The 12,911-nt window shown below is 42.8% G+C and carries 11 protein-coding genes and 1 pseudogene; 7 read left to right on the plus strand and 5 right to left on the minus strand.

The genetic code is table 11. The features are described 5' to 3' along the window. Positions 1 to 609, plus strand: a 609-nt coding sequence (locus tag CYQ88_RS07155; protein ID WP_143483773.1) for a response regulator transcription factor, incomplete at its 5' end; no start/stop codon positions are given. A 40-nt stretch (positions 610 to 649) separates the two neighbouring features. After that, the gene (locus CYQ88_RS07160) at positions 650 to 2,170 is read left to right on the plus strand and encodes a PAS domain S-box protein (RefSeq protein WP_101840675.1); all 1,521 of its coding nucleotides are present in this window, start codon (positions 650 to 652) and stop codon (positions 2,168 to 2,170) included. 69 nt (positions 2,171 to 2,239) lie between these two features. Here the strand turns inward: CYQ88_RS07160 and CYQ88_RS07165 are convergent, their stop codons facing one another. From CYQ88_RS07165 to CYQ88_RS07170, 3 genes are all read right to left on the minus strand, one after another. Further along, positions 2,240 to 2,527, minus strand: a complete 288-nt coding sequence (locus CYQ88_RS07165) for a hypothetical protein (protein WP_143483774.1) — start codon at positions 2,525 to 2,527, stop codon at positions 2,240 to 2,242. Between the two features lie 235 nt (positions 2,528 to 2,762). Further along, positions 2,763 to 2,906, minus strand: a complete 144-nt coding sequence (locus CYQ88_RS11510) for a hypothetical protein (protein WP_158236026.1) — start codon at positions 2,904 to 2,906, stop codon at positions 2,763 to 2,765. Positions 2,907 to 3,239: 333 nt separating this feature from the next. Continuing rightward, on the minus strand, positions 3,240 to 3,524 hold the full coding sequence (locus CYQ88_RS07170) for an encapsulin-associated ferritin-like protein (RefSeq protein ID WP_101840740.1): 285 nt from the start codon (positions 3,522 to 3,524) through the stop codon (positions 3,240 to 3,242). A gap of 236 nt (positions 3,525 to 3,760) precedes the next feature. On the opposite strand from CYQ88_RS07170, the gene doeB2 reads away from it, so the two are divergent. The 4 genes and pseudogenes from doeB2 (at position 3,761) to CYQ88_RS07190 (ending at position 8,909) form a co-directional block, all read left to right on the plus strand. Then, on the plus strand, positions 3,761 to 4,924 hold the full coding sequence (gene doeB2 / locus CYQ88_RS07175; RefSeq protein WP_101840677.1) for a N(2)-acetyl-L-2,4-diaminobutanoate deacetylase DoeB2: 1,164 nt from the start codon (positions 3,761 to 3,763) through the stop codon (positions 4,922 to 4,924). Between the two features lie 54 nt (positions 4,925 to 4,978). Next, positions 4,979 to 6,235: a diaminobutyrate--2-oxoglutarate transaminase gene (ectB, locus tag CYQ88_RS07180; RefSeq protein WP_101840678.1), complete on the plus strand. Its 1,257-nt coding sequence runs from the start codon at positions 4,979 to 4,981 to the stop codon at positions 6,233 to 6,235. Positions 6,236 to 6,246: 11 nt separating this feature from the next. Continuing rightward, on the plus strand, positions 6,247 to 7,497 hold the full coding sequence (doeA, locus tag CYQ88_RS07185; RefSeq protein ID WP_101840679.1) for an ectoine hydrolase: 1,251 nt from the start codon (positions 6,247 to 6,249) through the stop codon (positions 7,495 to 7,497). A gap of 26 nt (positions 7,498 to 7,523) precedes the next feature. Then, positions 7,524 to 8,909 (plus strand): annotated as a pseudogene (locus CYQ88_RS07190) (NAD-dependent succinate-semialdehyde dehydrogenase). A 77-nt stretch (positions 8,910 to 8,986) separates the two neighbouring features. Here the strand turns inward: CYQ88_RS07190 and CYQ88_RS07195 are convergent. Next, positions 8,987 to 9,625 (minus strand): LexA family transcriptional regulator, encoded by a 639-nt coding sequence (locus CYQ88_RS07195; protein ID WP_101840680.1) that lies wholly within the window; start codon positions 9,623 to 9,625, stop codon positions 8,987 to 8,989. Positions 9,626 to 9,696: 71 nt separating this feature from the next. Here CYQ88_RS07195 and CYQ88_RS07200 point away from each other — a divergent pair, with 71 nt between their 5' ends. Further along, positions 9,697 to 11,061, plus strand: coding sequence for a Y-family DNA polymerase (locus tag CYQ88_RS07200; protein WP_101840681.1), 1,365 nt, complete (start codon positions 9,697 to 9,699; stop codon positions 11,059 to 11,061). A 47-nt stretch (positions 11,062 to 11,108) separates the two neighbouring features. Here the strand turns inward: CYQ88_RS07200 and CYQ88_RS07205 are convergent, their stop codons facing one another. Then, the gene (locus CYQ88_RS07205; protein ID WP_101840682.1) at positions 11,109 to 12,908 is read right to left on the minus strand and encodes a DHH family phosphoesterase; all 1,800 of its coding nucleotides are present in this window, start codon (positions 12,906 to 12,908) and stop codon (positions 11,109 to 11,111) included. Positions 12,909 to 12,911 lie beyond the last annotated feature (3 nt).

Raw genomic sequence — 12,911 nt, forward strand, 5'->3', positions numbered from 1 at the left:
TGTTATGATGATGTTACATTCCTCGATAGTGTAGACGAGTTTTTTGAGTTATCCTCAAATATCGCGTGGGATATTATCGTTATTGATTTAAGATGCCCTGGTTCTTTCTGTTTTGTCTCTCGTTGTATAAATACCCTCCCTCAAGTAAATGTGATTGTATTAAGTCAGCGTTACTCCCTGCAAGAAAAATTTAAATGCTATGAGTTAGGTGCTGAAATGTACCTGGTTAAACCCTTTTCACCCGTCGATATATTAAATGCGATTGCTCTAGTGAAAGAGCGTGATGCGCTTCATTCTTCTAAAAAATCTTTTGTAAAATTATCGACTTCTTCGCGTATTATGTACTTTAATGATTCCCTTATTCGTTTATCTATCAAAGAATGTTTATTAGTCTACGCTTTAGCGCTTGCGGATCAAAGAAAGCTTGAAAGCTGGCAGTTGATGGAACGTTTGAATATTTTAGATTTTGATAATGGTCATAAGTATTTAGGCATTATCGTGTCCCGATTGCGTACAAAATTAAGAAAATATAATTTTCCAGAACATGCAATAACAGCCGTTAGAGGGTATGGGTATCAATTAACAATACCAATCCAGCTTGTGTTGTAATGGTGTAGTATTTAAGTATAGAAATTAAAGGTTTTTTTGCATGGCGAAAGATGTTGAACAACAACTTAAAATAGAAAATATCCATCAGCTACTAACTGAAGCAATGGATGTTGTTTTTGACTCCATCTTTCTTATCTCTGCAGATACTGCAAATTTTATTTATGTAAATCAAGCCGCTTCGACTAAGCTTGAATATGCTACAGAGGAAATGATCGGCGGCATGTCAGTATTTGATATTGATCCTGACTTTCCGTCACTCGACATTTGGCAGAAGCACGTTTGCGATTTAAAAGTATTAAAGTCCCTTCAGTTTGAAACACGTCACAAAAGCAAATCAGGCTATTGCTACCCAGTGGAACTCACTGTTACGCTTTTTCAACAACTTGGACAAGATGTCATATTAGCCATTGCAAGAGATATATCCGAACGTAAAGCGTGTGAAGAAAATATCATTTTCCGAGAACAAGAGCTTAGAGCATTAGCCGAATCATCTCCAGGTGTAATGGGAAGTTTGGTGATGCAGGATGGTAACTTAGCTGCGACCTATGTTTCCCAGAATGCGCTAGACCTCTTCGGAATTTTCCCCAATAAAATGATCAATAATTTTCAGTCATTCCAACAATTAATCTACCCTAGGGATGTAAGAAAAGTTTATAAATCACTTGAAAACGCTGCTAAGAATTTAAATGAATGGTGTGACGAGTTTCGGATTGTTCATCCGAATAAGGGTTTAAGGTGGTTAGAGGTAAAATCGAAACCACAACCCTATCCGCAGGGAGGCGTTATTTTTTACGGCCATGTATATGATATTACAGACCGTAAAGATACTGAGGATAGCTTACGCCTTTCATTAGATTTCAATGAGGGCATTATTTCAACGATTCCAGATTTATTGCTAGAAATTGATCATGATGGCACCTATCTAGAAGTCTGGACTAAAAATGAAGCACTTCTTATTGCACAGCGTGATGAGTTGATTGGTAAAAAATTTCAAGACATACTACCTCCGCCTGCCGCAGAAGTTGCGCGTCAAACAATGAAAGAGGCAAATGAACAAGGGTTTTCTGTCGGTAATATATATTCACTTGACTTGCCTGATGGGACTCATTGGTTTGAGTTGTATATGACTAAGAAAAAAGCAGCTAATACCTATATCACGCTGGCTCGAGATATTACGGAAAAGAAAGAATCTGAAAGTATTCTCAGTACACTCGCCAAAGCGCTGGATATCTCATCCGAATCAATTTTCCTTATTAAACTAGATACAGGAAAATTTGTGTATGTTAATGACCGCGCCTGTCAAAAATTGGGTTACTCTAAAAATGAATTACTGGATGGGATGGCTGTCGTTGATATTGATCCAAATATGGCAGATGGGCTATGGTCTGAACATGTTAGAAAAACCCGTGAGTTTGGTAATGGTGGGGCCTCTATTGAAAGTCACCATAAAACAAAAACAGGTAACGTTTATCCTGTTGAAGTGTTATCTCATTATTTTGAATTCAAAGGTGAAGAGTTTAGTTTTGCCATAACGCATGAAATTAAGTCATCTGATTCGTAGGCGGTCAACAAATCTCCGAGCGAATTAAGTGGGTTTAAACAGGTTGAATCTATTTTAGAGGGTTATAGTTTATTCGTTGGAATTCAATGAGTAAGTCGTATCGTCATCTCTTTTTATCGCAATAACATCAATATCATCAATTTCTTGATAGGTCGTTAATATTCCGTTTTCTTTGGTAAAGCTTTTTGTCTTGTATGCTACTCGATGTCTAACTTCTTGCACGATATAGTCTTCGAAATCAATGTTCAAAATATGATTAATGGAGGGTAGAACCGATGCGTTCCGTATATTAATGGTTTTTAGGCGTTGAGGCGGGGTTTGATTGTCAAAGGTCTGGATTTTGTAATTTATGTTCATCTTTTTGTCCTCGGAATATCTAAGCAATAGCAAGACAATCATAGTTTATTCTAATCAATGTTAAGCCATTATCTTTGAATATTAGATCGACAAAAGAGAAAAATCAGTTTAATTGATGCTTAAAAAGACGAACAAGAATGCCCTGCTGGCAGACATAAATTTTAGTTTTAGAAGGGCATGAATTGTGGGTTGGTGCTATAGAGAGGAGGGGCTATAGCACCAGATTGATTACTGATTAAGCGATTGTGCCGACAAAGAATAGCTTGTCGTTTATGGCATAACTCGTTGCCACGAAAGCAATTCCAGCTAGCATTAATGCAGCAAATCGCGATTGCGTTTGTGAAGGTTTGTTAATTTTGACTTGTGTTTCTTTAGTCATAGCCATTTTCCTTAAGTATTGGTTGTTTGTCATAAATAGGATTTTACAGAGGAATGTAATAGATTATTTATGACTTTCTATAAGTATAACTTATTTAACCTTAATTGAAACTGAATGGTATAAAAAAAATTTATAAAGAAATATTAAAGCGCCTTGGTCTTGCTTTAAATATTTCTCTATCAATCTTTAACAGTTAACAAGAGATGCTGAATTTGGGTGGTGTTTTTGGTGTTAAAACAACCAGGCCTGGTCGGAAAAGGCGTATTTTGCGGAAAGTCACCTTTAGAGAGTGGCAATGACAATTTTCTAAAGGTAACTCTATTTGAATAGCTGTTAATGATCTAGGGCTTTGTCAGTAAATAACCAGTCTCTGAGTTCTTTATCAAACACAGGGTCATTTCGGCGAATCCATTCAAGTGCCATGGCCGCGTGTTCTTTTTCTTCATTCGCATTGTGTTGCAGAATTTTTTTAAGTGCCGGGTCCTTACAGGCATCGACACGTTGGTTATACCAGTCGATAGCTTCTAGCTCTTCCATGGTGGACACAATGGCTCGGTGCATATCGCGAGTTTTGTCGGTCAGTTCAGAAATGGGTTCGTGATAACCTTCATGAGACATGGATGAATCCTCTTGATTAAATAATAAATAGAATAAGCTTGTTTGGTTTTGCATTAAAACGAGCGCTCACGACTATGTTAAATCAGCTTTTCATATTTGAAGAGTTTTTTTAGCAGTCGAGTGAAATATTTTTGTAAATGCTTTAAAGCGCAGCGTTAAATTGTTAGGATGGGATTAATGAATTTTAATTTCAGTTAGTGCGTTATTCGCTAACTGACTGAATATTGGGGGTTTCTATGGTGTGGGATGAAATTGTCAATCAAGCGATTGAGCTTCGACACTGGTTTCATCGTCACCCTGAATTAACTTGGCAAGAAGAAAATACCTCTGAAAAAATTCGCAGTCTTTTAGATGATTGGCAAATTCCTTGGCGAAGTTGTGCAACCTATGGCGTCGTAGCGACGTTAGCGAAAGATAAGCTTGGTAAACATATTGCATTGCGTGCGGATATGGATGCGCTTCCGATTCATGAGCAGACTGAAGTCAACTTTTGTTCTACAGAAGAAGGCAAAATGCATGCCTGTGGTCATGATGGTCATATGGCAGCACTGTTAGGAACCGCCAAATGGCTTAAACAGAATGAGGCTCATTTATCTAGCCCAATTAGCTTGATTTTTCAACCTGCTGAAGAAGGGGGGCATGGCGCTCAGAAAATGATAGAAGATGGAGCGCTTGAGGGGGTCGATATGATTTTCGGCTGGCATAACTGGCCAGCGATGCCATTTGGCACTGCAATTTGTCCAGATGGTGCGGTTATGTCTGGCAATGGCAGTTTTCATATTGATTTAGTTGGCCTTGGTGGACATGCCTCTCAGCCAGAAGCTTGTCATGATCCAGTACTTGCTGCTTCAGCGATTACCCTGAATCTTCAGCAGATCGTCAGTCGGCGCTTACCGCCGCAGGCCGCTGTTGTTGTTAGCGTCACTCAATTACTCGCCGATTCCGATGTCACGATTATTCCTCAAACCGTTCATATGGCAGGAGGAATTCGACTATCTGATCCAAAATGGCGTCCTCAAATTAATAAACTGATCACTCAAATTGCCGAAGATACGGCAGCCACTTACGGTGTAAAGGCGACTGTTAAGATACTGCCAAGATATGAAGCAACGGTGAATCATCCAGATGTTGCACATCTATACCGCTCCGTTTTACATGATGTTTTGGGAGATCACTATAATCATATTGATTTAATGATTCCGATTATGGCATCTGAAGATTTCAGTTATTACTTGCAAGAAATTCCAGGCGCCTTTGCCTTGATTGGCATGTCTGAACAGGGTTCAGAAGATGTTCAGTATCAGTATCCTTGTCACAATCCACATTATGAGTTTAATGACCGCTTGATTGAGCTGATTATGCGTAGTTTTTCAAAATTAGCTGGCATTAAAGCTGCTTGATCTTTTGTAGTTGCACAAATAGTTTTCACAACTCAACCAGTAAAGGGGAAAATTATGGATTGGTTTGAAGCCTATGAATCCGATATCCGAGCCTATAGTCGCGTTTATCCTGCGGTGTTCGTAAAAGGTGATAATGCACGACAGATTGATGAAGATGCACGGGAATATATTGACTTCTATGCTGGTGCAGGTGTGCTTAATTTTGGACATAATAATCCAAAAATGACGCAAGCCATGGTCGATTATTTGCAATCCGGTGGAGTGTTACACACCCTCGATATGATGACGCCTCCAAAAAGAGATTTTATTCAAGCATTTGTTGAAACCATTCTTAAACCACGCAAGATGGATTACAAACTGCAATTTATGGGGCCAACGGGCACCAATGCTGTGGAAGCTGCGCTTAAATTGGCGCGTAAAGTGACAGGGCGTGAAACGGTAGTGGCCTTTACACAGGGGTTTCATGGGATGACATTAGGGGCACTTGCTTGCACTGCAAACCAGTATTTTCGTCAAGCTTCAGGCGTGCCTTTACTGAATGTCACTCGTTGCCCGTTTGAAACCCACCAAGGCGGTGGCTTGGAAGCGATTGAAACATTGGACAGCCTGTACAGCAATACGTCTTCAGGTATGGAGTTACCCGCAGCGTTTATTGTAGAAACGGTGCAAGCGGAGGGCGGTGTCAATGTCGCTTCGGCTGAGTGGATGCAAGCTTTACAAGCTTTGGCAAAGAAACTGGGCGCATTGTTGATTGTGGATGATATCCAAGCCGGCTGCGGTCGTACTGGCCAGTATTTTAGCTTTGAAGATTTAGGCATTGATCCAGATATTGTCACTTTGGCAAAAGGCATAGGTGGTGCAGGCACACCAATGGCAATGAATTTGGTGAAACCAGAACATGATCAGCATTGGCAGCCAGGTGAACATACGGGTACTTTCCGTGGACAGAACCTTTCTTTTGTCGCAGGTCGTGAAGCGCTTCACTATTTTGAAGATGATCGCTTGATGCAACAAGTCAGGGAAAAAGGCGACGTGATGCGCAAAGCACTGCAATCGATCGCTGATACTTATCCAGATAAGGGATTTGAAGTCAGAGGTAAAGGGATGATGCAAGCGTTAGATGTCCATGACGGCGCACTGTCTAAAGCGATTGCCAAAGACTGTTTTGAGCATGGTTTGTTGTTTGGTCCCTGTGGTATCGGTGGTGAAGTTATGAAAATGATTCCACCTTTGACCATTCCGGATACTGATTTAGAACAAGGGTTATCAATCTTAACGGCAGCAGTTGAACGCCAAGTTAATACGGTTTAAGGAGTAGAGCGATGAGAGAAAGAGATGATATGACTTTTCCGTATGTTGAATATCAACGGCGTATTAGTGAGCTCAGAACTCGAATGGCAGAACGACTATTAGATGCGGTGATCATCTCTGATGCCGAAAATATTTTGTATCTGACTGATTACCAGACAACTGGTTATTCGTTTTTTCAAGCGCTCGTAGTGCCTTTGGAAGGCGAGCCTTTTATGGTGACCCGTAAGCTAGAAGAGTCCAATGTGATTCATCGAACTTGGGTTGAGGTAACACGACCCTATCCTGATACAGGGGATGCGATTCAAATGTTGATCAGCTCATTAGTTGAGTTTGGGTTGGCTGGGAAAACCATTGGTTATGAACGAAACTCTTATTATTTTAATGCCTATCATCAAGATGTGTTTCGTACCTCGTTTGTTCGCAGTCGATTAATGGACTGCTTTGGCATTGTCGAACAAAGTCGTGTTTGCAAGTCGGAATATGAGTTAGAGGCGATGAAAAAAGCGGCTTATGCAACCAAAGCCGGTATGCAAGCAGGGTTAGATGCGGTTCAGGCGGGTGTAACAGAAAATGAAATTGGCGGGGCGATAAGTCAGGCGATGTTTTCAGCGGGTGGTGAAATTCCAGCGGTGATGCCGTATGTGACTTCAGGACCAAGGACGATGATTGGTCATGCATCCTGGGAAGGGCGAGTTGTTAAGCCTGGCGAACACGTCTTTATTGAAGTTGCTGGCTGTTACCGTAAATACCACACGGCAATGATGCGTACTGCAATTTGTGGTGACTTGTCAGACAGTATGTTTCAAGCACAAGAAGTCATGAAAAAAGCCATTAAGGCATTGCGCTATGAATTAAGACCTGGTGTGACGGTTTCGGATGTGGATCGAATGGTTCGAGATATTTTGCATGAAAATAAAGTCGGGGCACGTTTGATTACCCGATCGGGTTATTCAATCGGGATTGCATTTCCACCTTCTTGGGATGAAGGCTATATCCTAAGTTTAAATCAAGGACAGTCAGATATTCTCCGGCAGGGTATGACATTTCACATTATCCCCTGGTTATGGGGAGTGGACGGCGATAAGACCTGTGGCATTTCGGATACCTTTTATATTACTGAAGATGGTTGTGGTTCTTTCTTTGAAGATTTTGAACAGGATTTTGTGATTAAGCCTGGCAAAACCGATGATAAGGGAAATTCAGTGACCTCGATCGCCAAACCGAAACCAGCCCGTGAAAAAACCAAAAAAGAGACGGTATAACGGCTAAAAACGTATTAGGAGATGTTATGTTAATTGCAACCAATCCTTATAATGGTGAAGAAATTCATCGTTATCCCCCTCTTGATGAATCGCAATTGTCAGCTGCGATTGACCGTTCAATAACGGCTCTTAATCAATGGAAACACACTGATTTCGATACTCGTTCTAAGTTGTTGAAAGGGATCGCAAAGCGGATGCGTAATGATAAAGCACATCTGGCACAATTAATGACGATTGAGATGGGTAAACCCATTACCGAATCTTATGGTGAAGTTGAAAAGGCGGCTTGGTGTGCTGAGCATTATGCCGACCATGGTGCCGATTATTTGCAATCGATCAAACTGCCTTCAGATGCAACGAACAGTTATGTTCAACATCTGCCTCTCGGCACAATCTTGGGTATATTGCCTTGGAATGCCCCTTTTTGGTTGGCATTTCGTTTTTGTGCGCCCGCGATTATGGCTGGTAATACTTGTTTAATGAAGCATGATGAACATGTGCCTGCTTGTGCCGAAGCGATTGCTGAACTTTTTACTCAGGAATGTGCATCTCAAGGGTTACCACAAGGTATTATGCAGAATTTACCGATTCACCGCGAACAAGTCGAACAGGTGATAAGGCATCCTGCTGTAAAAGCGGTTTCTTTGACGGGGTCTAGTCGTGCGGGCAGTCAGGTGGCTTCTTTGGCGGCATCGTTAATTAAGCCAGCGGTGATGGAACTCGGTGGTTCTGACCCCAGTATCGTGCTTGCCGATGCGGATATTGATCAGGCGGTTGAAGTCTTAGCCTTGTCTTGAATTATTAATGCGGGTCAGTCTTGTATCGCAGCGAAACGTTTAATTGTGGAGGAAGCGGTTTATGACGAATTTGTCGAAAAACTCCATAAACGATTGGCGACATTAAAGATGGGCGACCCATCCGAACCGGAAACACAAGTCGGTCCGATTGCACGTCCCGATTTACGAGACGCCTTGCATCGTCAAGTGACAGTGACCGTTGAACAGGGCGGAAAATGCCTCTTGGGCGGTGAAATGCCTGAAGGTCCTGGTTATTTTTATCCAGTAACGTTATTGGTCGATGTGACAAACGACATGCAGGCCTCCTGTGAGGAAACCTTTGGTCCTATTGCGGTGGTGATGAAAGCAGCATCTGAACGTGAGGCACTGCAAATTGCCAATGATACGCCTTATGGGTTAGCGGCCTCTATTTGGAGTGCGGATACCGAAAAAGCCATTAAACTGGCCTCCACGATTGAAGCGGGTCAGGTGGCGATTAATGGCATCGTTAAAACAGACCCAAGATTGCCGAGTGGGGGAATAAAACAATCTGGCTATGGTCGAGAGCTGGGACCTCACGGCATTATGGAGTTCGTCAATATTCAGCAAGTCTGGGTGGGTCCAAAAGTCGATTAAAGTGTTGAGTATTTTCTACTCAATAAAAACCGCTCTGATTGAGCGGTCGTTGTTTGTGCTGTTCGTGCGACTTTAGGTTAAAACTCTCGAATGGTTGAGGTGACTACGCCCCAGATGGTGATGTCGGTCTCTTCTTTAATTTCAATTGGTGGATAGTCATCATTTTCGGGCAGTAACCAATTGGCTGTCGGAGTCATCGACAGGCGCTTAACCGTGAGTTCACCATCAATCGCGGCAATCACAATCTTGCCGCTTACCGGTTTAATACTTTTATCGACCAGTAATAAATCGCCGTCTAAAATACCGACATTTTTCATAGAGTCGCCCTCCACGCGCAAAATAAACGTGGTTTCTGGGTGATGAATCAACCGCTCATTTAAGTTTAAACGCGCTTCAATATAATCATCAGCAGGGCTGGGAAAACCAGCAACGACCTTGTGCCCATAGAGCGGAATATCCGCATACGAGGGTGTTTGGGTGGTGTCTGGTAGAAACAAGGTGACGGATGTGTTGTGGTGTGTTTTGAGTGCAGTTTCTGTTGCGTGTTGTGTAGGTTGGTTTGTCAGCCAATTTTTAATAACCGATACCTTAGAAGCAGGGACACGCATCACTTGGGTGGGTTCGCCATAAAGACCACTGCCTTTTTTTCGACCCGCGCCTTTTCGTAATCCGCCATGTGCAGGCCTGGTTGTTTTAGAGGCTTCTTTTTGGCTCATATAGTGTCTCGTCTTCTGTGTGGAATGGTATGATAATGCCATTATTGTAACAGTTTTCAAGTGGGGTTTGAATGTCGTCTGGTTCTCATCTTTTTGCTTTGGTTGATGGCAATTCATTTTATGCCTCCTGTGAAATTGCGTTTCAACCGAAACTGGCGAGACGTCCAGTGGTGGTGTTATCGAATAATGACGGCTGTATTGTCGCCGCCAATGCCGTCGCCAAGTCCTTAGGCGAACAGTGGATGCGACAGCGCGGCTCACTGGGGTCGGGCGGTTATCGTTCGGCCGTGCCGACCAATATGATGTTTCAGCCGTATTTTAAAATTAAACCCTTATTAGATCGTTATCAGGCGGCGGTCTTTAGCTCAAACTATGAACTCTATGCCGATATGTCGAGTCGTATGCACCGTCTTGTCGGGCATTTTGCGCCTCGTCAAGAAATCTATTCGATTGATGAAAGTTTTTTAGACTTGTCCGGTCTGTCACATTTGGATTTAACCGATTATGGGCTGCAAATTAAACAGACGGTACAGCAGGGCATTGGCATTCCCGTGGCAGTTGGTATCGCTCAAACCAAAACCTTAGCCAAACTGGCCAATCATCTAGCGAAAAAACAATTAAGCCAGCAAGGGGTTTTCGATCTGACGCAATTTAAAGATGAAACGTTAAACGCGCTTTTAGCTCAAGTGGGCGTCGAAAAAATTTGGGGCATTGGTCGGCAGTTGTCCAAGCAGTTAAAGCAAGATCATATTCAGACGGTGTATGATTTAAAAATAGCCAATTCTAAGCGTATTCGTAAGCGTTATGGTGTGGTGGTTGAGCGTACTTTAAGAGAGCTGAATGGTGAGTCTTGTTTAGCCTTGGAGTCGGTGCGAGCGAATAAGCAGCAAATAATCTGTTCACGATCTTTTGGCATTGCAGTACAGTCTTATCAAGAGATGGAGTCGGCCGTGGTTAATTATGTTTGCCGTGCGGCAGAAAAATTACGTCAACAGCAATCGGTGTGTAATTTTGTGACGGTTTGGGTGACCACTAATCCATTTGACGATAAACGCCCAGTGTATCGTAACCAGCAAACCATCGGCTTGATTTACCCATCGGATAACAGTAGCTTGCTGACGAAATTGGTTAAGCGAGCGTTAAAGCAAATTTGGGTGCCAGGGTTGAGCTACCAAAAAGCGGGGGTCATTTTGTCAGAAATTGCCACTAAAGGGGCTTTGCAAGAGGATATTTTTGCACCGAATCCGACCTATTCGGGCAACCCCAAACAAGCTAAGTTAATGGCACTGATGGATCAATTGAATTTAACATCCGGTAAAAATACGCTGTTTTTAGCGGCTGCAGGTATGCCTGATAAACAAGGTTGGCAAATGAAACGAGATTTAATGTCGCCGCGTTATACCACTTGTTGGGATGAATTGTTGACGGTACGTTGATCCGTTAAAGGTCAAAATCGGTAAAAAAACAACCAGGCCTGGGCATTTTAATGCTTGGTTGGAATTAAATGACTGATCCTGAGTTGAACAGAAGTGCGGCCATGGAAGGTGTTTAGACTGGGTTCATAAACGGCAATAATCGTATCATGGGGTTTGACGTTCAATTCAGTCTTGGTATCGGGTCGGGCATTAAATTGAATGGCGGAAAGCCGACGACGATCTTCAGTCAACAGCTTCAAGGATAGATGGGTTTGTGTTTGCCCCACCAGTCGCATGTCCAAAATTTTAAAGTGTCCATAAAAAACGGGTTTAGGCCATTCTCTGCCATAAGGTTCCAAACTGTTGAGTTGCTGAATCAGCTCGGGGGTCAGGTCTTGGCCTGCTAATTGACCATCGGTTTCAATGTGTGGTTGAGGGACTTGGCCTTGTAATTGTTCGGTAATGGCCGTTTCAAATAAGTCGGAGAAATCTTCAAATTTATCGAGTGGGATCATACAGCCCGCCGCACCTTTGTGGCCGCCCATTGAACGGAATAGCGAACTATCTTGATCCGACATCCATTGAAAAGCTTCACGTAAATCAATATTGGAAACAATACCACGTGCACTACCGGCCAACAATCCACCTTCAAGTTCGGTCATGGCGATGGTTGGCCGACTATAGTGTTCACCAATACGAGATGCAATAATGCCTTGAATACCTGCATTCCCCGTCATTTTGATGCAAAGAGTGTATTTTTGGTCATGGAAAATGGATTCGGCATAAGCTTGCGCTTGTTCCAACATGACTTGTTGTTGCTCGCGTCGGTTGAGGTTGTCTTTTTCTAATTGATCTAAATGATGTTGGGCCTCTCGGAAGTCGCTGGCATTTAGAAAATGAAAGGCTGAGGTAACATCACTAACTCGACTAGCGGCATTGATACGGGTCGCCACTTGAAAAGCAAGATAGTCGGCGGTAAACGGTTGGCCTTGGTTGTTATTGAGCTGACTCATGGCTTGCCAAGCAGGGTGTTTGCGTTGATTAATAATTGCTAGGCCGGCTTGAACAATGGCGCGGTTATTAACGCTTTTTAAACTGACACTATCGGCCACGGTGCCCAGGGCAATATTTTGTGCCAAGTCTTTTAAAGAAGGGGTCTCTTTTGGAATCGCTTTTCGCTCAATCAGTTCAGTGCGAGTTTGGCTCATGACCAAGAAAATAACAAAACAGCCAGCAACGGTTTTATCATAGTCACAGCCTGCTTGTTGTGGATTCACTGTGCAAGCAGCACTTTTTGGGGGGCCTTCCATTGCCATTTGGTGGTGGTCTGTGACACAGACTTTAATGCCGTGTTTAGCCAGTTGTGCAATTCTAGGCTCATCACTGGAACCCTGGTCAGCGGAAATCACCAAGTCAATAGGATCTGTCAGCGTCAACATTCGCTGTACCATTTCGTCGGTAATGCCATAGCCTTCTTTACGTTCACCGATTAAATGTTCAATGCGCTCGGGAGCAACACCAAAATAATTGACTAATGCCTGTGTTGCCACCCAGGCTGAGGTGACCCCATCGGTATCATAATCGGTTGCCAAAATAATTTTGCCATTAGACTGAACGGCATCGGCAATGAGTTTTGCAGCCTGTTTGGCATTTTTGAGCTCGTTTGGCGATTGGATATATTGCAGTTTTGGAAAGACGATTTTTTGTACTGCATCGGCCATGTTATCATGGGCTAACTCTTCAGCATGGATGCGACTGGCAACTAAATTTGCTTGTAGAGGCGTCAACCCCAGCGAGAGGGCAGCTTGATAGACCTTTTGGCAGGCGGGTCTTTCGGTGATGAGGCTCGATGAATCGGAATTTAACATAAG

This window comes from Hydrogenovibrio sp. SC-1, assembly GCF_002848135.1.
Classification (GTDB): domain Bacteria; phylum Pseudomonadota; class Gammaproteobacteria; order Thiomicrospirales; family Thiomicrospiraceae; genus Hydrogenovibrio.

What these genes read in the sequence shown, in the direction of transcription:
- CYQ88_RS07160 (WP_101840675.1), top strand. Translation starts at nt 650, where the DNA reads ATGGCGAAAGATGTTGAACAACAACTTAAAATAGAAAATATCCATCAG.
- CYQ88_RS07165 (WP_143483774.1), bottom strand. Translation starts at nt 2,527, where the DNA reads ATGAACATAAATTACAAAATCCAGACCTTTGACAATCAAACCCCGCCT.
- CYQ88_RS11510 (WP_158236026.1), bottom strand. Translation starts at nt 2,906, where the DNA reads ATGACTAAAGAAACACAAGTCAAAATTAACAAACCTTCACAAACGCAA.
- CYQ88_RS07170 (WP_101840740.1), bottom strand. Translation starts at nt 3,524, where the DNA reads ATGTCTCATGAAGGTTATCACGAACCCATTTCTGAACTGACCGACAAA.
- doeB2 (WP_101840677.1), top strand. Translation starts at nt 3,761, where the DNA reads ATGGTGTGGGATGAAATTGTCAATCAAGCGATTGAGCTTCGACACTGG.
- ectB (WP_101840678.1), top strand. Translation starts at nt 4,979, where the DNA reads ATGGATTGGTTTGAAGCCTATGAATCCGATATCCGAGCCTATAGTCGC.
- doeA (WP_101840679.1), top strand. Translation starts at nt 6,247, where the DNA reads ATGAGAGAAAGAGATGATATGACTTTTCCGTATGTTGAATATCAACGG.
- CYQ88_RS07195 (WP_101840680.1), bottom strand. Translation starts at nt 9,625, where the DNA reads ATGAGCCAAAAAGAAGCCTCTAAAACAACCAGGCCTGCACATGGCGGA.
- CYQ88_RS07200 (WP_101840681.1), top strand. Translation starts at nt 9,697, where the DNA reads ATGTCGTCTGGTTCTCATCTTTTTGCTTTGGTTGATGGCAATTCATTT.
- CYQ88_RS07205 (WP_101840682.1), bottom strand. Translation starts at nt 12,908, where the DNA reads ATGTTAAATTCCGATTCATCGAGCCTCATCACCGAAAGACCCGCCTGC.